At 68.8% G+C, this 19378-nt stretch carries 14 protein-coding genes; 7 read left to right on the forward strand and 7 right to left on the reverse strand.

Annotated elements, in window-relative coordinates; all coding sequences use genetic code 11:
- Positions 1–122: 122 nt before the first annotated feature.
- Both LRA89_RS17610 and LRA89_RS17615 read right to left on the reverse strand, forming a co-directional pair.
- Positions 123–341, reverse strand: coding sequence for a hypothetical protein (locus LRA89_RS17610; RefSeq protein WP_443025010.1), 219 nt, complete (start codon positions 339–341; stop codon positions 123–125).
- A 38-nt stretch (positions 342–379) separates the two neighbouring features.
- Positions 380–1405: a glycerophosphodiester phosphodiesterase gene (locus LRA89_RS17615; RefSeq protein WP_230772286.1), complete on the reverse strand. Its 1026-nt coding sequence runs from the start codon at positions 1403–1405 to the stop codon at positions 380–382.
- A 74-nt stretch (positions 1406–1479) separates the two neighbouring features.
- On the opposite strand from LRA89_RS17615, the gene LRA89_RS17620 reads away from it, so the two are divergent.
- From LRA89_RS17620 to zapE, 5 genes are all read left to right on the forward strand, one after another.
- Entirely contained in the window at positions 1480–2001 is a 522-nt protein-coding gene (locus tag LRA89_RS17620) for a 2Fe-2S iron-sulfur cluster-binding protein (RefSeq protein WP_230772287.1), read from the forward strand.
- Complete coding sequence (locus LRA89_RS17625; RefSeq protein WP_230772288.1) at positions 1998–2975, forward strand: FAD binding domain-containing protein; 978 nt, start codon at positions 1998–2000, stop codon at positions 2973–2975. Before LRA89_RS17620 ends, LRA89_RS17625 begins: the two co-directional genes overlap by 4 nt.
- Positions 2972–5191, forward strand: a complete 2220-nt coding sequence (locus tag LRA89_RS17630; RefSeq protein ID WP_230772289.1) for a xanthine dehydrogenase family protein molybdopterin-binding subunit — start codon at positions 2972–2974, stop codon at positions 5189–5191. The genes LRA89_RS17625 and LRA89_RS17630 overlap by 4 nt, the downstream gene beginning before the upstream one ends.
- 122 nt (positions 5192–5313) lie before the next feature.
- The gene (locus tag LRA89_RS17635; RefSeq protein ID WP_055757485.1) at positions 5314–6093 is read left to right on the forward strand and encodes a succinate dehydrogenase iron-sulfur subunit; all 780 of its coding nucleotides are present in this window, start codon (positions 5314–5316) and stop codon (positions 6091–6093) included.
- Between the two features lie 73 nt (positions 6094–6166).
- Positions 6167–7273 (forward strand): cell division protein ZapE, encoded by a 1107-nt coding sequence (gene zapE, locus LRA89_RS17640; RefSeq protein ID WP_056498435.1) that lies wholly within the window; start codon positions 6167–6169, stop codon positions 7271–7273.
- Positions 7274–7383: 110 nt separating this feature from the next.
- On the opposite strand, the gene hrpB is transcribed toward zapE, so the two are convergent.
- The 3 genes from hrpB to LRA89_RS17655 form a co-directional block, all read right to left on the reverse strand.
- On the reverse strand, positions 7384–9816 hold the full coding sequence (gene hrpB, locus LRA89_RS17645) for an ATP-dependent helicase HrpB (protein ID WP_230772291.1): 2433 nt from the start codon (positions 9814–9816) through the stop codon (positions 7384–7386).
- A gap of 230 nt (positions 9817–10046) precedes the next feature.
- Positions 10047–10841: an aldo/keto reductase gene (locus LRA89_RS17650; protein ID WP_230772292.1), complete on the reverse strand. Its 795-nt coding sequence runs from the start codon at positions 10839–10841 to the stop codon at positions 10047–10049.
- A gap of 66 nt (positions 10842–10907) precedes the next feature.
- Positions 10908–13265 carry an FtsK/SpoIIIE family DNA translocase gene (locus LRA89_RS17655; protein ID WP_230772293.1) on the reverse strand — a complete coding sequence of 786 codons (2358 nt, stop codon included), beginning with the start codon at positions 13263–13265 and terminating at the stop codon, positions 10908–10910.
- A gap of 134 nt (positions 13266–13399) precedes the next feature.
- Between LRA89_RS17655 and LRA89_RS17660 the strand changes: the two genes are divergently transcribed.
- Complete coding sequence (locus tag LRA89_RS17660) at positions 13400–14617, forward strand: UbiH/UbiF/VisC/COQ6 family ubiquinone biosynthesis hydroxylase (RefSeq protein ID WP_230772294.1); 1218 nt, start codon at positions 13400–13402, stop codon at positions 14615–14617.
- On the opposite strand, the gene LRA89_RS17665 is transcribed toward LRA89_RS17660, so the two are convergent.
- Positions 14614–15387 carry a crotonase/enoyl-CoA hydratase family protein gene (locus LRA89_RS17665; RefSeq protein WP_230772295.1) on the reverse strand — a complete coding sequence of 258 codons (774 nt, stop codon included), beginning with the start codon at positions 15385–15387 and terminating at the stop codon, positions 14614–14616. The genes LRA89_RS17660 and LRA89_RS17665 overlap by 4 nt on opposite strands.
- 201 nt (positions 15388–15588) lie before the next feature.
- Between LRA89_RS17665 and LRA89_RS17670 the strand changes: the two genes are divergently transcribed.
- Positions 15589–18387, forward strand: a complete 2799-nt coding sequence (locus LRA89_RS17670; RefSeq protein ID WP_230772298.1) for a TonB-dependent receptor — start codon at positions 15589–15591, stop codon at positions 18385–18387.
- Between the two features lie 146 nt (positions 18388–18533).
- Here LRA89_RS17670 and LRA89_RS17675 read toward each other — a convergent pair whose 3' ends face one another.
- Complete coding sequence (locus LRA89_RS17675; RefSeq protein ID WP_230772299.1) at positions 18534–19373, reverse strand: zinc-ribbon domain-containing protein; 840 nt, start codon at positions 19371–19373, stop codon at positions 18534–18536.
- Positions 19374–19378: the final 5 nt, after the last annotated feature.

Genomic DNA, 19378 nt, shown 5'->3' on the forward strand with positions numbered 1-19378 from the left:
GGGGTCAGTCCGCTTGCCCAGGCAATGCGGCTCGATCTTTGCCCATTGGGCGTCCGTCAGTACGTCACGATCCATCCATAGCGTGAATCACATCCGCACAACTTTGTGAATCCCCACAGACCCTAGTACGGCTCAGACGTAGCTTCGCTACGCCTCGCCCGGCGCTTCCGCATTTCCCGCCCCTCGCGCGCTTCCTTCTTGCGCATTTTGCGGCCGTAGTTGCGGTCGGCCTCCGACTGGCTGGTCGTGGTCCAGTCGACCACCTGCGCCCCCGCGCGCACCGGCGCGGTCGCCACATTCCATACCGTGCTGACACAGCCCCCGGTCAGGGGGGCCAGCATCAACACCATCCACGCCGCTCGCATGCTCCGGGAAATCCTCAATAGGGTTTGTCGCGTACCTGCGCCCCGATTAGCGGAAAATCGGTGAAGAAACCATCGACGCCCGCCGCCACCGCATCGGCGATCTCCTGCCCGACCCGACCCTGCGCCGCCGGACCACCCTCGACCCGGTAGCGTTCGGGCAGGAACACATTCTCCGCGCGATACGTCCACGGATGCACCCGCAGCCCGGCACGATGCGCGTCATGGATCAGCGGCTTGCCATCGGCGACCATCGACTTGTTCGGCCCGATCCCCCACGCATAGCCCGCGACGGCCTTCAGCCCCGCCGGGCTCGCCATCGCCGCATAGCTCGCCACCGCGCGGTCGGCCGGGCCGCCGCTGGCATCCATCAACTGGATCAGCCGGATGCCCGTCAGCTTCTTGAGCGCCTTGAGGTTGTTCACCTCGAACGACTGGATCAACACCGGTGCCTCCGCCGAATCCCACCCGGCCGCCTTCAGTTCGGCGACCAGCCGTGCCTCCATCGGATGGCCGATCGACGCGAAATAGGTCGGGTGCTTCGTCTCGGGATAGATGCCGATCGTCCGCCCGGTCGCCGCCGACGCCCGCTTGGCCAGCGCGATCACCTCGGCCAGCGTCGGCACGCCGTCCTGCCCGTCATAGGCGGTGTTGCCGGGGCGAAGCTTCGGCAGCCGCTCCTTCGCCCGCAGCGTCCGCAGCTCGGCCAGCGTGAAATCCTCGGTGAACCAGCCGGTCATCGCCTGCCCGTCGATCGTCTTGGTCGTCCGCCGGCCTGCGAACTCCGGGTGATCGGCGACGTTCGTCGTCTCCGAAATCTCGTTCTCGTGCCGCGCGACGAACACGTCATCCTTCGTCAGCACCAGATCGGGCTCGATGAAATCCGCCCCCTGCTCGATCGCGAGGGTATAGGCGGCGAGCGTATGCTCGGGCCGCGATCCGCTCGCCCCGCGGTGAGCGATGACGATCGGCGGCGACAGGGGACGTTCCTCGTTCACGGCAGTTCCTCCGGCCAGCGCCATCACCAGCATCAACCCCAACATCTGCGATCCTTTCGCAACAGGAAACCCTTTGCGTTCGGGACGTTGCCCGTTCCTACCCTCGGAGCACCGCCCCCATGCACTTCACCATCAACGGCCAGCCCCATCAGGCGGAGGTCGACATCCGCACCTCGCTGCTCGACCTGCTGCGCGAACATCTGTCGCTGACCGGCAGCAAGAAGGGATGCGACCATGGCCAATGCGGTGCCTGTACCGTGTTGGTGAACGGCCGCCGTATCAATAGCTGCCTGACCCTCGCCGTGATGCATCAGGATGACGAGATCGTGACGATCGAGGGATTGGGCACCCCCGGCGACCTCCATCCGCTGCAGGACGCCTTCGTCCGCCACGACGGGTTCCAGTGCGGCTATTGCACCCCGGGCCAGATCTGCTCGGCGGTCGGCATGCTCGACGAAGTGGCGAAGGGCTGGCCAAGCCACGTCAGCGCCGACCTCACCGATCCCGAGTTCACCGACGCGGAAATCCGCGAACGGATGAGCGGCAACCTGTGCCGCTGTTCGGCCTATCCCAATATCGTCGACGCGATCCGCGAAGTCGCCGACGCGAACCAGCCCGCCCATGCGGAGGCAGCGGAATGAAATCGTTCGACTATGCCAAGGCCGACAGCGCCGAAACCGCCGTTGCTGAGGCCGCCCATCCCGACACCCGCTTCATCGCCGGCGGCACCAACCTGCTCGACCTGATGAAATTGCAGGTCGAAACGCCAGCGCGGCTGGTCGACATCAGCCGCCTGCCGCTGTCCGACATCGAGGAAACCGACGACGGCGGCCTGCGGATCGGCGCGCTGGTCCCCAACTCCGACCTGGCGGCCGACCCGAAGGTCCGCGACCGCTACGAGGTGCTGAGCCGCGCACTCCTCGCCGGTGCCTCGGGCCAGCTCCGCAACAAGGCGTCGACCGGTGGCAACCTGCTCCAGCGCACCCGCTGCTATTATTTCTACGAGACGGCGGCACGCTGTAACAAGCGCGTGCCCGGATCGGGCTGCGACGCGCAAGAAGGCTTCAACCGCATCCTCGCCGTCCTCGGCACGTCCGACCATTGCATCGCGACCCACCCCAGCGACATGGCGGTCGCGATGCGCGCCCTCGACGCGACGATCATCACCTTGGGGGGTGACGGCGAACGGCGGCGGGTGCCGATCGGCGACTTCTACCGCCTGCCCGGCGACCGCCCCGATCTGGAGACGGTGCTGAAACCGGGCGAACTCATCACCCATGTCGAACTGCCCTCCGCCCCGGCGGGCCGCCAGACCTATCGCAAGGTCCGCGACCGCGCATCCTATGCCTTCGCTTTGGTGTCGGTCGCCGGCATTGTCGCCGTAGAGGACGGCACGATCACCTCGGCGCACCTCGCCTTCGGTGGTCTGGGGCCAATGCCGTGGCGCGATGCCGCGGTCGAATCGGCGCTGGTCGGCAATGCTCCCTCCGACGCGCTGTTCGGGCAGGCCGCCGACATCCTGCTGCGCGACGCCCGGGGCTTCGGCAGCAACGACTTCAAGATTCCGCTGGCGCGCCGCACGCTGATCGCCACGCTCAGGGAGCTGACCGCATGACCACCAACGCGCTCCAGATGGACAAGCCCGTCGAACACAGCCTGCTCGACGACGGCGTGCAGGGCATCATCGGCAAGGGGCTGGTGCGGGTCGACGGTCCGCTCAAGGTCGCGGGACAGGCGACCTATGCCGCCGAATACGACATCCCGAACCTCGCCCACGGCTTCCTCGTCCGCGCGACCTTCGCGGCGGGAAAGATCACCGCGATCGATGCCGAGGGGGCCAAGGCGCTGCCCGGCGTGATCGACGTGGTGGTCGACCTGAAAACCTTCATCCGCAACCCGCAGCAGGGCGGCGAAACCGGCGCCCCGACGCAGGGCGTGGCCGACGTCGCCTATTTTGGCGAGCCAGTGGCGATCGTCGTCGCCGAAAGTTTCGAGGTGGCGCGCGACGCCGCCGCGCTGGTCGTCGTCCGCTTCGAGCCTGCGGAGGGGGTCTATACCTTCGCGGACAACCTCGACAGCGCGGCCAAGCCGCCGCCGGGATCGATGCCGCCCTATCATGAGCAGGGCGATCTCGACCGCGCGATGGCCGGGGCGGCATTCACCGTCGACGACGTCTGGCGCACCCCGTCGCAGAATTCGGCGGCGATGGAGCCGCACGCCTCGATCGCGGTATGGGACGACGACGGGCTGACGCTCTACGGCTCGCTCCAGATGCCGTCATCCGACAAGCAACAGCTCGCCAAGGCGCTGGGCGAACGCCAGTCGAAGGTCCGCATCGTCGCGCGCTACATCGGCGGCGGCTTCGGCTCGAAGCTCGGCATCGCGCCGGATGCGGTCGCGACCGCCATCGCCGCCAAGGCGGTCGGTCGTCCGGTCAAGACGGTGATGACCCGCCAGCAGGTGTTCGAGGCGACGGTCCGCCGGTCGAACACGCAGCAGCGCCTGCGCCTCGCCGCCGATGCGAACGGCACGCTGACCGGCATCGGCCACGAAACCCTGTGTTCCAACCTGCCGGGCGAAGGCTATTTCGAACCGGCCGGACAGGCGACCTCGTTCCTCTACGGTGGCGAAAACCGGGTCATCACCCATGATCTGGTCGAACTGAACCAGACGCTGTCGGGGTCGATGCGCGCGCCGGGCGAGGCAGTCGGCCTCCTCGCGCTCGAAAACGCGATGGACGAACTGGCGGAACTGGCCGGACTCGATCCGGTCGAACTGCGCCGCCGCAACGATCCCGACCGCGATCCGCAAAAGGACATTCCCTATTCGTCGCGCGCGCTCACCCGCTGTCTCGACGAAGGGGCCAGGGCGTTCGGATGGGAGACACGCAACCGAACGCCGGGCGGCAAGCGCGACGGCGACTGGCTGATCGGTCAGGGCATGGCGTCGACCACCCGCGCCAACATGCTGCAACCCTCCGAAGCGGCGATGTCACTTAGGCCGGACGGGCGCGCGCTGGTCGAAACCGACATGACCGACATCGGCACCGGCACCTACACCATTCTCGCCCAGATCGCGGGCGAGATGCTCGGGCTGCCGGTCGAGCGGGTCGACGTGCATCTGGGCGATACGAAGTCGCCACCGGGCGCGGGGTCGGGCGGCTCCTGGGGTGCGGGCAGCGCCGGATCGTCGGTCTATCTTGCGTGCGAGAGCCTGCGCCAGCAACTGGCGAAGGCGATGGACGCCGATCCCGCCGACCTGACGCTCAAGGACGGCTATGCGACCGCCGGCAACCGCCGGGTGCCGCTTACCGACCTGATCGGCGACGGCCTCACCGCCACCGGGTCGATCAAGCCGGGCAAACAGGAAAAGCTGACCTCGCAGGCCAGCTATGGCGCGCATTTCTGCGAAGTGAAGGTCCATGCCGTGACCGGCGAGGTGCGCGTCACCCGCTGGCACGCGACCTTCGCCGCCGGGCGCATCCTCAACCAGCAGACCGCCCGGTCGCAGTGCATCGGCGGCATCGTGTTCGGCATCGGCACCGCGCTGACCGAGGATCTGGTCCATGACGACCGCGACGGGCGGATCGTCAACCACGATCTCGCCGAATATCATGTCCCGGTTCATGCCGACGTTCCGGCGATGGACATCGTGTTCCTCGACGAACGCGACATCCATGCCAACCCGCTCCATGCCAAGGGGATCGGCGAACTGGGCATCGGCGGAGCGGGCGCGGCGGTGACGAACGCGATCTACAACGCGACCGGCATACGGGTGCGCGACTATCCCGCGACGCTCGACAAGCTGCTCGAAGGATTGCCGGTAATGTGAAGGGTCCTCCCCGGTCACGGGGAGGATTTTTCCCTTGTTCGCATTTGCGGCAGCACTACCTGTCATGTATCTGACGCGCATATCGGGCGGAGCATCGCCCCCAAGCTGACCGAGCGAGCACCATGGCCGAATTCCGTTTGCCCAAGAACAGCCGCATCCAGAAGGGCACGACCCACACGTCGGCGACGAAGGGCCGGATCAAGAAGTTCAAGGTCTATCGCTACGACCCGGATTCGGGCCAGAACCCGCGCTACGACGATTTCGAGATCGATCTCGACGAATGTGGCCCGATGGTGCTCGACGCGCTCATCAAGATGAAGTCGGAGCAGGACCCCTCGCTCACCTTCCGCCGCTCGTGCCGCGAAGGCATCTGTGGGTCGTGCTCGATGAACATCGACGGGCGCAACGGCCTCGCCTGCACCACCGCGATCGAGGACATCAAGGGCGACATTCGCATCACGCCGTTGCCGCACATGGAAGTCATCAAGGACCTTGTCCCCGATTTCACCCATTTCTACGCGCAATATGCCTCGATCAAGCCGTGGCTCCAGACGGTCACGCCCGAACCCGCCGGCAAGGAACGGCTCCAGTCACCCGACGATCGCGCGAAGCTCGACGGGCTGTACGAGTGCATCCTGTGCGCCTGCTGCTCGACCTCGTGCCCCAGCTACTGGTGGAACAGCGACAAGTTCCTGGGTCCCGCGATTCTGTTGCAGGCCTATCGCTGGCTGGCCGACAGCCGCGACGAGATGACCGGCGAGCGGCTCGACGAGCTGGAGGACCCCTTCCGCCTCTATCGCTGCCACACGATCATGAACTGCGCCAACGTCTGCCCCAAGGGGCTGAACCCGGCCAAGGCGATCGCCGAAATCAAGAAGATGGAAGTCGAACGCGCCATCTGATCCGGCGCCCCATCGGGTTCGAGCCTGCCCGAAGCCCGTTTTCGACCGGCTCGAACCCTTGGTGGATTAATCGTTGCAGACCGTTCTTGCCCGTTACGACTCGCTGGTCGCCAGCGGCGAACTCCGCCCCGACCCCGAACAGCGCGCCGCCGCCGAACGATTGTCGCGGCTCGCCGGCCAGATCGATACCCCGCCCAAACGCGGGCTGTTCGCCCGGCTGACCGGCAGCGGCGCGCCGGCCCCGCGCGGCGTGTATCTGTGGGGCGGGGTCGGGCGCGGCAAGTCGATGCTGATGGACCTGTTCTACGACTGCGTCGCCGAACCGGCCAAACGCCGCGTCCATTTCCACGCCTTCATGATCGAGGTTCACAGCCGCCTCGCGGTCGAACGCGCCAAGGAAGCGGGCAACCCGGTGCCCCCGGTCGCCGAGGCACTGGCCAAGGACCTGAAGCTCCTCGCCTTCGACGAGATGGTCATCAACAACACCGCCGACGCAATGGTGCTGTCGCGACTGTTCACCGAGATGATGACCCACGGCGTCACGGTGGTCGCGACCTCCAACCGTCCGCCGGCCGATCTCTACAAGGACGGGTTGCAGCGCGACAGCTTCCTGCCGTTCATCAAGCTGCTCGAGGCGAACCTCGACGTGCTGCCGCTCAACGGTCCGGTCGACTACCGCCGCGACCGGCTGGGCGCGGTCGATACATGGCTGGTGCCGAACGGCCCGGCCGCGACCGAGGCGCTGTCCGCCGCCTTCTTCCGCCTGACCGACCATGCCGTCGAGGACCGCGATCATGTGCCGTCGTGCGACCTCGACGTCGGTGGCCGCACGCTGCACGTTCCCAAGGCGCTGAAAGGCGTCGCAGTGTTCAGCTTCAAGCGGCTGTGCGGCGAGGCACGCGGCGCGCCCGATTATCTGGCGGTCGCGCGGACGTTCCACACCGTCATCCTCGTCGGCATCCCGGTTCTGGGACCGGACAACCGCAACGAGGCGGCACGGTTCGTGACGCTGATCGACGCGCTCTACGAATATAAGGTCAAGCTGCTGGCGGCGGCGGATGCCCAGCCGGGCGACCTCTACCCGCGCGGCGACGGCCGCTTCGAATTCGACCGCACGATCAGCCGGCTGGAGGAAATGCGCTCCGACGACTATCTCGCGCAGGGCCACGGCGCGGACTGAGCCTGTCCCCGTCATTCCGGCGCAGGCCGGAATCCATTGTGTGGGAAGTTCGCGCCTCGATCGATGCCGCCCGTATCCATGGATCCCAGCCTGCGCCGGGATGACGGGGTTCATCCCCGCCGCGCGTCCGCCTTCTTGGTGCGCAATGTCGCCGACGCCGCCGCCGGATCATCGGGCCATGGATGGCGCGGATAGCGGCCGCGCATCTCCTTCGACACCTCGCGCCAGCTTCCCGCCCAGAACCCGGGCAGGTCGCGCGTCGTCTGGATCGGCCGTCCGGCGGGCGACGTCAGGCTCAAGGTCAGCGGCACCCCCGCGACCATCGGATGGACCGCCAGCCCGAACAGCGCCTGCACGCGCAGCTCGACCCGCGGCCCCCCTTCGGCGGCATAGTCGATCGCGTGGGTCGACCCGGCCGGGCTCTCGAACCGGGCAGGCGCGAGGCGGCGCACCTGCTGCATCCAGTCCCAGCCCGCCTGCCCCTCCAGCGCATCGTGCAACGCCGCCGGATCGACCGCGTCGAGCCGGCGCTTGCCCGCCAGCAACGGCGGCAACCAGTCGTCGAGCGTGGCGAGCAATGCGCCATCGCCCAGCGGATCGTCGTCGCCCCGCATCGCCGCGACGAACGCCGATCGCCGCCGCAGCGCCTCCGCTCCCCCAGCCCAAGGCAATAACGACAGGTCGCGCCGTACCCCTTCCAGCAGCGCGGCGGCGATCTCCTCGCGCGAGGCGGCGGCATCCGGCCCCGACGACAGCCGCACCGCCCCCAGCCGCCGTTCGCGCAGCGCGGTGATCGCACCGGTCGCGGGATCGAAGGTCACGCTGCGCCGGGTCACGATCGCCTCGCCGAACAGCGCCTCGACACTCGCCGGCTCGATCGCCACCGCCGACAGGATGCGCGCGCCCGCCGCCTGCCCCTGCGTCTCCGCCACCGCCAGCCATTCGCTCGATCCGAAGCCGCCGCCCTCCAGCCGGAAACCGCGCCCGCCGACCGACGCCCAGCGCTCGCCCGCCGCGTCGCGCCGCTTGGCGATTAGGTCGGGAAAGGCCAGCGCGACGCTGCGCGCCAGCGCATCGGCTGGCGGATCGTCGCGCCCCGGCACCAGCCGCCGCCACCGGTCGGCCAGCCGCCGCGCGCCATCGGCGCGCTGCCCGCGCTCGGACTGCCAACGGCGGCGACGCGGGTCGAGATCGATGTCGTTGCCGCCCAGCCCACGTTCGCCAAGCAGTACCGCGACCTCGGCGGCGACGCCGGCGAACCCGCCCTTGCCGGCACGGATCAGCATGTGACCGAGCCGGGGATTGAGCGGCAACCCGGCGATAGCGAGGCCATGCGGCGTCGGCCGTCCATCACTATCGATCGCGCCGAGCGTGGTAAGCCGCGCGCGCGCCTCCTCGACCGCCGCCGCGCTGGGCGGGTCGAGCCAGCGCAGGCTCGTCGGATCGCTCACCCCCCATTTGCCGCATTCGAGCACCAGCGCCGACAGATCGGCCTCCAGTATCTCGGGCGGGTCGAAGCGCGGCAGCCCGGCGGTGGCGGCGGCTTCCCACAGGCGATAGGCGACCCCCGGCCCCTGCCGCGCCGCGCGCCCGGCACGCTGCGTCACCGCCGCCTGGCTCGCACGCTCGGTGGTGAGGCGAGTCATCCCCGCCGCCCGGTCGTAGCGCGGTCGCCGCGCCAGCCCCGAATCGACCACTACCCGGATCCCGTCGAGCGTCAGCGAGGTTTCGGCGATGCTGGTCGCCAGCACGATCTTGCGCCGCCCTTCCGGGTCGGGCGCGATCGCCGCACGCTGTTCGGCGGGCAGCAGCGTCCCGTGCAGCCGGTGCAGCACCGCACCATCGGGCACGACCAGCCGCTGTGCAGTGCGTTCGATCTCGGCGACCCCGGGCAGGAAGGCGAGGATGCCGCCGTCGTTTTCCCTGAGCGCAAGGCGGATCGTGGCCGCCACCGCATCCTCGATCCGGCTCTCGGCATTGCGGCCCAGATGCCGCAGCTCCAGCGGATAGCTGCGCCCCTCGCTCTCGATTACCGGCGCGTCGTCCATCAACGCGGCGAAACGATCACCGTCGAGCGTCGCCGACATGGCGAGGATGCGCAGGTCGGGCCTGAGCGCCCCTTGCGCATCGAGCGCGAGGGCGAGGCCGAAATCGCTGTCGAGGCTGCGTTCGTGCACCTCGTCGAACAGCACCGCCGACACGCCGGCCAGTTCGGGATCGGCCTGAATCCGCGCGACGAAGATGCCCTCGGTCATCACCGTCACCCGCGTCGCCGCCGACCGCTTGCTGTCCATCCGCGTGGCATAGCCGAAGGTCCGGCCCACACCCTCGCCGGCGGTCGCCGCCATACGTTCAGCGGCGGAGCGCGCGGCGATCCGGCGCGGCGACAGCAGCAGGATTTCGCCCTCGACCCACGGCTCGGCAAGCAGCGCGGGCGCGACCGCCGTCGTCTTTCCCGCGCCGGGCGGTGCGACGAGGACGGCAGAAGAGCGGGCACGCAAGACGGTCAGCAGATCGGGGAGGACGGCATGGATCGGAAGCATCGCAGCGACCTCTAGGGCGGATCGACATTCAACGAAATGCCGTCCCAATCTGCTCCCCTCCCTGACAAGGGAGGGGTTGGGGGTGGGTTGGCCGGTTGTGGAGCGCGTACGTTTCCTTAGCAGCCGACCCACCCCCGGCCCCTCCCTTGTCAGGGAGGGGAGGCGCCTGAGCCGCCGTCCGGCTGAATGTCGATCGGTCCTCGCAATCCTTCCCCACTACCGGAAATGGCTTACAGCGTATCCGGGTTGGGGCCGAGGCGGCCGTCCGCACGGTCGAGCGCATCGATCGCGGCGACCTGTTCGCCCGACAGCGTGACCGACTGCGCCGCCAGATTTTCCTCGATCCGCGCGCGCGACGATGCCTTGGGAATCACGCCGAGCCCGGCCTGCAGATGCCATGCAAGGATCACCTGCGCCGGGGTCGCGCCGATGTCGCGGGCGATGCCGGCGATCACCGGATCGGCAAGCAGCTTGCCCTGCCCCAGCGGCGACCAGCTCTGCGTCACGATGCCGAGCCGTTCGTGCGCGGCACGTGCCTTACGCTGCTGAAAGGTCGGATGCAGCTCGATCTGGTTGAGCGCCGGCACCACACCCGTCGCATCGGCGATCCGGTCGAGATGGTCGGGCGAGAAGTTCGACACGCCGATCGAGCCGACCCGGCCGTCCTTCTGCAATTCCACCAGCGCGCGCCACGTATCGACATAGCGGTCCTGCGACGGCATCGGCCAGTGGATCAGGAACAGGTCGATTGTCGGCAGGTTGGCGGCACTGGCGTCGAACGCGCGCAGCGCCTCGTCATAGCCCATCGCGTCGCGCCACAATTTGGTGGTGACGAACGCATCGGTCCCGCCGGTCGCCGCGCCGACCCCGGCTTCGTTGCCATAGAAAGCAGCGGTATCGACCAGCCGATAGCCAGCATCCAGCGCCTCGCGCGACAGGCGTTCGGCGTCCTCGGGCGGGACCAGATAGGTGCCGAAACCGATCGCGGGGATGGTGCGGCCGTCGTTCATCGTCAGGTCGGTCATGCAAATCCTGTCAGGCAAAAGGGGGAGCAGGCGAAGCGCGGAACGGAGCGATCCGTTCCGGCCCCTTTACCCCGCCGGGCGACCGTCGGCGTCCATCAACACCTCACGCCGGCCGACATGGTCGGGGCGCGAGACGAGGCCCTCCTTCTCCATCCGCTCGATCAGCCGCGCGGCGGAGTTGTAGCCGACGCGGAGCTGGCGTTGCAGCCAGCTCGTCGACGCCTTCTGGCTCTCGGCGACCAACTGGCACGCCTGACGGAAGATCTGGTCCTCGGGGGAATCATTGCCGGTGGGCGCGCCGTCGAGGCTGAAGCCGGCATCGCCTTCGGGTTCGTTGACCACCGCGTCGATATAGTCGGGCGCGCCCTGGCTGCGCCAGAAATCGGACACCGCCTGCACCTCGTCATCGCTGACGAACGGCCCGTGGACGCGGGCCAGCGCCTTACCGCCGGGCATGTAGAGCATGTCGCCACGCCCGAGCAGTTGCTCGGCCCCCTGTTCGCCGAGGATGGTGCGCGAATCGATCTTGCTGGTGACGTGGAAGCTGATCCGCGTCGGCAGGTTCGCCTTGATGACGCCGGTGATGACGTCAACCGAGGGGCGCTGCGTCGCCATGATGAGGTGGATGCCCGCCGCGCGCGCCTTTTGCGCGAGGCGCTGGATCAGGAATTCCACCTCCTTGCCCGCCGTCATCATCAGGTCGGCGAGCTCGTCGACGATCACCACGATCTGCGGCAGCGGCGCGAGGTCGAGCGTCTCCTCCTCATACACCGGCGTGCCGTTCTCGGCGTCGTAGCCGGTCTGCACCTTGCGGCCGAGCTTCTGCCCCTTGGCGGTCGCCGCGCGGACCTTCTCGTTGAAGCTGGCGAGGCTGCGGACGTTGATCGACGCCATCATGCGATAGCGGTCCTCCATCTGCTCGACCGCCCATTTGAGAGCGCGGACCGCCTTGGGCGGATCGGTCACGACATCGGCGAGGAGGTGGGGGATGCCGCGATACATGCTCAGTTCGAGCATCTTGGGATCGATCATAATCATGCGGCACTGGTCCGGCGTCAGCCGGTAGAGCAGCGACAGGATCATGCAGTTCAGGCCCACCGATTTGCCCGATCCGGTGGTGCCCGCGACCAGCAGGTGCGGCATCGGCGCGAGATCGGCGACCACCGGATCGCCGGCGATGTTCTTGCCCAGCACGATGGGCAGTTGCGCGTTCTGGTCGGCGAACGCCTGGCTCGCCATCAGTTCGTGGAGGTTGACCGTCTCGCGCTTCTGGTTGGGCAGTTCGATGCCGATGACGGTGCGGCCGGGAATCGTCGCGACGCGCGCCGAAATGGCGGACATGTTGCGTGCAATATCGTCGGCCAACTGGATCACCCGGCTGGCCTTGATGCCCGGCGCCGGCTCGAGTTCGTACATGGTGACGACCGGGCCGGGCGAGACCTTCACGATCTGCCCCTTCACGTTGAAGTCGTCGAGGACGCTTTCGAGCAGCCGCGAATTGCGCTCCAGCGCCTGTTTGTCGATCGTCGGCCCGCTCGACGCGGGCGCGCGCGAAAGCAGGTCGAGCGAGGGCAGTGCAAAATTGTCGCGGCCTTCGCTGCTCGCGGGTTTGGGGGCGCTGGCGAGCGCGGGCGATGCCTTGCGGTCGGCGATCACCGGGGGCGGGCGGCGATCGGCCTCGGCGCGCGGGGGACGTGCCACCGGAACGTCGTCGTCCTCATCCGCCACCAGCGGATCGGCGACGAACGGCGCCGGCGGGGTCATGTCGAACGGCGCGTCGTCGTCGATCCGCCGATCGGCGGCGACCGCCTTGGCGCGCCGCTCGAACTTCGGCAGGCGGAAGGTGCCGTCGGGAATCTCGATCGTCAGCCCCTTGGCCCAGCGCCAGATGCCGAACACCCCGCACAGCAGCGCCACGACGCGGATCAGCCACAGCTCGGCGACCGGCTGGCCGATCAGGTGGATCAGCCCCTGCACGGCGGTGGCGATGCTCCAGCCGATCACCCCGCCATAGCCCGCCGGCAGCGTCAGGATCGCGTCACCCGACACAAAAGCGAGCGTGGTGCCCATCGCCAGCACGCCGACCACGCAGTCGCGGATCATGTGCTTCCACGGCCCCACCGGAACGTCGCGCCACAGCCGCACGCTGACGATCAGCGCCAGCGGCAGCAACAACGCCACTGGCACCCCGAACAGCATCAGCAACAGGTCGGCGACCAGCGCGCCGGGCGCGCCCAGCTTGTTGGCGATCGGGCCGCCCGCCGCCGTGCTGAGCGACGGGTCGGCGGGGGAATAGCCGAGCAGCGCCAGCACGATCAGCAGCACGCCGACGAACAACAGCGTCGCCCCGATCAACGCGCCGCTGCGCTTCGCCCCCGCCTTCATCGCCTCGCGCCACAACAGCGGCTGCGCGTTGGTCGCCATTCGTTCGATTCCTGTTCGATAAGGCGATCGGTTTGCGCCGGGGTGTACCGCGTCGTCAAGGCGGCGTTGCGGCGGGTGGCTGCAACCCCTAGATCGGGTTGCATCCAACGACTTCGCAGGAACGGACGGACTTCATGGCACAGGCGGACGTCATCATCCTGGGGGGCGGACTGGTCGGCAGCACGCTGGGCGTATCGCTCGGCGTTCACGGCATTTCGTCGATCATCCTCGATCCCGCCAATCCGGCGGTGACGCTGGCGCCGGGGTTCGACGGCCGCGCCTCGGCGATCGCCAGCGCGACGCACCGGATGTTCGACGCGATCGGCATCACGCCGGGGCTGGGGGCCGAGGGTTGCCCGATCGCCGCGATCCGCGCGACCGACGGGCTGGCACCGGGCAAGCTCGACTTCATCCCCGATGCCGCCGACGATCCGGTGGGGATGATGTACGAGAACAAGCGCCTGCGCCGCGCGATCTACGACGCCGCCGTCGCCAGCCCCCATGTCGACCTGCGCTACCGCGACCGCGCGCTCGACGTGCAGCGCGGCGCGACGGGAGTCACGGTGACGACCGCCGGCGGCGACACGCTCACCGCACCGCTGCTGATCGCCGCCGAGGGGCGCAATTCGCCGACGCGCGAGGCATCGGGCATCCGCGTGGCCAAATGGTCCTACGATCATGCCGCGATCATCACCACGCTCGGCCACGCCGAACCGCATGAGAATATCGCGTACGAAATCTTCTACCCCGCCGGCCCGTTCGCGATCCTGCCGCTGAACGACGACGACCACGGCCACCGCTCGGCGATCGTGTGGACGGTCGATGCGAAGGACCGCGACGCCATGCTCAAGCTGTCAAACCGCGCCTTTCTTGCCGAAGCGTCGAAGAAAATGGGCGGGTTCCTCGGGACCCTGTCGAACCTGTCGGCGCGCTCCAGCTATCCATTGGGCTTCCACCATGCCGCGCGGATCACGGCGGAGCGGCTGGTGCTGGTCGGCGATGCCGCGCACGGCATCCACCCAATCGCTGGACAGGGGCTGAACCTCGGCCTGCGCGACGTGGCGGCGCTGACCGAGGTGCTGGTCGAGGGCAAGCGCACCGGTCTCGATCTCGGTGATCCCTATCTGCTCGAGCGCTACCAGCGCTGGCGCGGGCTGGACACGTTCGCGGTGGCGCTGGCGACCGATGGTCTCACCCGGCTGTTCGGCATCCCCGGCAAGGCGGCGAGCGCGGTGCGGCGCTTCGGCCTGTCGGCGGTCGATTCGATCCCCCCGCTGAAAGCCGCGTTCATGGCCGAGGCGCGTGGCGAAACCGGCAAGCTGCCCAAGCTGCTTCAGGGCATAACCGCCTAACCCCCGAAAATCGCCGCGCGTCCTTCCAGCCCGGCGCGCACCGCCTCGCGATGTTCCGCGCCCTGCAGCAGCGGCTGCTGCTCGCGCCGTTCGGCGGCGAGGATCGCGGTGGCATCGGCATCGTCGGCCAGGTTGGCCAGCCGCTTGGCGGCGCGGACCGCCGCCGGGCTGCGACCGGCGATGGCGCGGGCCAGCGCGCGGGCGGCGGTCAGCGGATCGTCGACAACCTGCGTGACGAACCCCGCCGCCTGCGCCTCCGCCGCGTCGAAGGTCCGCGCGGTATAGGCCAGCTCGCGCAACACATCGCCGCGCACCCCGCGCCACAGCGCGAAACCGGCCATGTCGGCGACCAGCCCCCATCGTGCCTCGAGGATCGCGAAGCGGGTGGCGGTATGGGCGATGCGGACGTCGGCCCCGGCGGCGATCTGCAACCCGCCGCCCAGCGCTTCGCCGTGCAGCGCCGCGATCACCGGCATCGGCAAGGTGCGCCAGCCCCACGCCACCTGCTGCACCCGGTTGGCCGGCCCGTACGCGACATCGCCCAGATCGAGGTCGCCCGCCCCCGCCGCCATGCTGGCAAGGTCGAGGCCCGCGCAGAACCCCGCCCCCTCGCCGGCAAGGATCACGCAGCGCGCGTCCAACCCCTCAAGTGTCGCGATGGTATCGATCAGCGCGTCGAACATCGCCGGATCGATCGCGTTGCGCTTGTCGGGCCGGTTCAGCCGCACCTCGGCGATCCCGTCCGCGATCGCCATCGTCACCCGCTGCATCGTCCCGCTCCTTTTGCCCGGACGATAGCCGCGCCGGCCCGACCACGCCACATTGCACGCGACGAGGGAACCGGCGGCGGCCACCGCTCGCTTGGGGGCCGGGGCGACACGATGCGGCACTACCGGAATTTTCGGATGCCATGCGATATTCGTGCGACAATTGAACGATAGCAGCCGGATGCCGCCTTCAACGGCGGAACGATGCACAAGGGGAAGAAGCGCATGGCGCGGTGGAAACTGGCGATACTGGCATTGGGAGCGGCCCCGGGCGTTCTGGCGGCACAGGCCCCCGTGGCCCAGACGCCGCCCGCCCCCGCCACCCCGGCGGCGACCGAACCCACGGCAGCGGCGGCGGACACCGAAAGCGATGCCGAGGAAATCGTCGTCACCGGCCGCCCGCCCCCCGGATCGGTGCCCGGCGACATCAAACCCGAACTGCAACTGTCGCCCGCCGACATCCGCAGCTACGGCACCAATTCGATCACCGAACTGCTGAGCGAACTCGCCCCGCAGATCCAGTCGGTGCGCGGTGGCGAACCGGTGATCCTCATCAACGGCCGGCGATCGGCGGGTTTCCGCGAGATCGGCGACTTCCCGCCCGAAGCGTTGCTGCGCGTCGACATTCTCCCCGAGGAAGTTGCGCTCAAATTCGGCTATCGCGCCGATCAGAAGGTCATCAACTTCGTCCTGCGCCCGCGCTTTCGCAGCTATACCAGCGAACTGGAGGGCAGCGCGCCGACGCAAGGCGGATCGAGCAATTTCGAGGCCGAAGGCGGCCTCGTCCGCGTCGACCGCGACAAGCGCTTCAACCTGAACCTTCAGGCGGAGACGACCTCCAACCTGCTGGAGAGCGAACGCGGCATCCGGCCCAACGCCACGGCCACGCCGTTCGACCTGACCGGCAACGTCACCTCGACCGTGACGGGTGCGGCGATCGATCCGGCGCTCGGCACCGCGACGATCGCCGCCGTCCCCACGGGCAGCCCGACACTGGCCGGTTTCGCCGCCGGGGCGGGCAATCCGAACGTCACCGACACCACGCCGTTCCGCACGTTGCAGGGACAGAGCGACCGTTTCTCGGCGAACGCGGTGTACAGCCGCAACGTGTTCGGCAACGTCGCGGCAACGGTCAACGGCCGCGTCGAGCACAACCGCAGCGAATCGCTGCTGGGGTTGCCGAGCCTCACGCTGACGCTGCCCGGTGTCTCGTCCTTCTCGCCGTTCGACAAGGACGTGCGCGTGCTGCGCTATGCCGACACCGATCCGCTGCGCCGCACTGCCGCGACCACGACCGCCAATCTCGGCGTGGTGCTGAACGGCGACATCGGCCGGTGGCGCTGGACGGTGAACGGCAGCTACGACCGCACCGAAAGCGACACGCGGACCGAACGCGGCGTCGATGCGAGCGCATTGCAGGCAGGCGTGCTAGCCGGCACCGCCAGCCCGTTCGGCGATCTGGGCAGCTTCATCCGCACCACCGATCGCGCGAAGTCGACCTCGAGCGCGGGCGCGATCGAGGGGCTGGTGTCGGGATCGCCGTTCGCGCTGCCCGCCGGAGAGGCGAACGCCACCATCCGGCTGGCCGGGCGGACGACCGATTTCAGCAGCCGCTCGCAGCGTTCGGGGATCGACGGCAGCACCGATCTCGGCCGCGATGCGGGGTCGGTGCGCGCCAATCTCGACCTGCCGATCGCCAATGCGCAGCGCGACGTGCTGGGCTTCCTCGGCCGACTGTCGCTGAACGGCAATGTCGAGCTGGAGCAACTGTCGGACTTCGGCACGCTCACCACCTATGGCTATGGCGTCAACTGGCAGCCGATCACCGCCGTGCGGATCATCGCCAACTTCACGACCGAGGAAAACGCGCCGAGCCAGCAGCAGCTCGGCAACCCCACCGTCGTCACCCCGTTCGCGCGCGTGTTCGATTATGTCCGGGGGCAGAGCGTCGACGTGACCACCGTCTCCGGCGGCAATGCGGCGCTGCTCGCCGAAACCAACAAGAGCTTCAAGCTGGGGCTGAACGTCAAGCCGTGGAGCGAGCGCAACCTGACGTTCCAGGCGGACTATCTGTCCGAACGCGCGAAAAATTCGATCGCGGGCTTCCCGGCGATCACCGCCGAAATCCAGAATGCGTTCCCCGACCGGTTCGTGCGCGATGCCGATGGCACGTTGATCCGGCTCGACAGCCGGGCGGTGAACTTCGCCCGGACCGAGAACAGCCAGCTTCGCTACGGCCTGAACTTTTTCCAGCGGATCACCACCGCGCGTTCACGCGCCGGAGCGGCACAGCGACAGGCGCGGATGGAAGCACGCCGCGCCGCACGCGAGGCGGCCGAAGCGGCGCGCCCGACCAGCGACGCGCCACCGCCCCCACCGCCGGGGGACGGCCCACGCGAGGGCGGACGCGGCTTCGGCGAAGGACCGGGCGGTCCCGGCGGCGGACGTGGCGGCTTCGGCGGTCCCGGTGGAGGGCGCGGCTTCGGTGGCCCCGGTGGTCCGGGCGGCGGCGGTGGCGGCGGCGGGTTGCAGGCCAGCCTCTATCACACGGTCGTGTTCACGAACACGGTCCTGATCCGTGCCGGACTGCCAGAGCTGGACCTGCTGAACGGATCGGCCATCGACGACAATGGCGGCACGGCGCGCCACCGGGTCCAGTTCAATGGCGGCTATACCCGTGACGGGTTCGGCGCGCGGCTGGGCGTCGACTGGCGCGAGGGGACACAGGTGAACGGCGGAACGACCGGCGGGCAGCCGCTCGACTTCGGCAGCCTCACCCGCGTCAACCTGCGCCTGTTCGTCAATCCCGGCGAGCAGCCGTCATGGGTGCGCAACAACCGCTGGCTGCGCGGCAGCCGGATCAGCCTCAACGTCGACAATCTGTTCAACACCCGCCAGCGCGTGACCGATGCCGGCGGCGAGGTGCCGTTCCGCTTCCAGCCGGGGTTCGTCGACCCGCTCGGCCGGGTGGTGCGTGTCACGTTCCGCAAACTGTTCTTCTAGGCGGTATCGACCTTCACGCGCATGTCGTCACCCTGGACCTGTTCCGGGGTGACGAAAGAAACGCTCGCTTCGACCAAGAAAAATGCCGATCACGCCCAAGGGTGCCGTACGGAAACCCGCCGAAGCGCGATCCCCGGAACGACCCGTCAAATCCCCGAAGCGAAGCTCAGTTCGAGCTTCTTGCTGTTCGCCGGCACGTCGAGCGCGGCGCTGTTGAACGCCAGGCTGCCGCTCGGCCCGATCACGCGGACCTGCGGCTTGATCGTCCAGCTATAGACCATCTTGCCGCCCTCGTCCTTCAGCACGGCGCGGATGTCGGGAATGCGGTGGCGCGCGTTGGTCGGGTTGAGGATGCGGCCCGATACCGCGAACAGCTCGTTGCCGCTGGACAGCAGCCGGCGTTCGGGTTCGCCGATCGACAGCGTCAGCGGCATGTCGCTCGGCCCGATCGGCAGGCCGAACTGCTGCGCGATGCCGGGCGTACCAGTGTAGAGAATGCCGCCGACCGCCGCGAGCATCGCGACGCCCGCCGCCACCGCGATCGCGGTCTGGCGGCGCGCCGGATTGCGACGCGGCGCGAAGCGTGCCGGGGGCGTTTGCCGCACCCCGTCGGGCACCGCCGCCTGCGGCGGCTGTTCCGATGCGGGATCGACATACCGGCGCAGCGCATCCTCGCCGGTGCGCGGCCGGACCGCGGCGGCGCGCGGGGCCGGCGCGGGGCGCGCGACCGGATCGGGCGTCCGCGACTCGTGACGCGGTTCATGGCGCGACTCGCGCAAGGGGGCGGGCGCATCGGCCGGGGCAAGCGCGGTGCGCGGTGCCGCCGGCTCGATCGCGGCGGGCGGCACGCTGCCCAGATCGAGCATCGCCGGCGGCTGGAACCAGCTATGCCGGCACCCCGCGCAACGGACGGTGCGCCCCGCCGGTCCGATCGCCGAATCGGCGACCAGATAGCGCATATGGCATTGCGTACATTCGAGGATCATCGTCC

The sequence above is a fragment of the Sphingomonas sp. Leaf4 genome (assembly GCF_920939515.1).
GTDB lineage: Bacteria > Pseudomonadota > Alphaproteobacteria > Sphingomonadales > Sphingomonadaceae > Sphingomonas.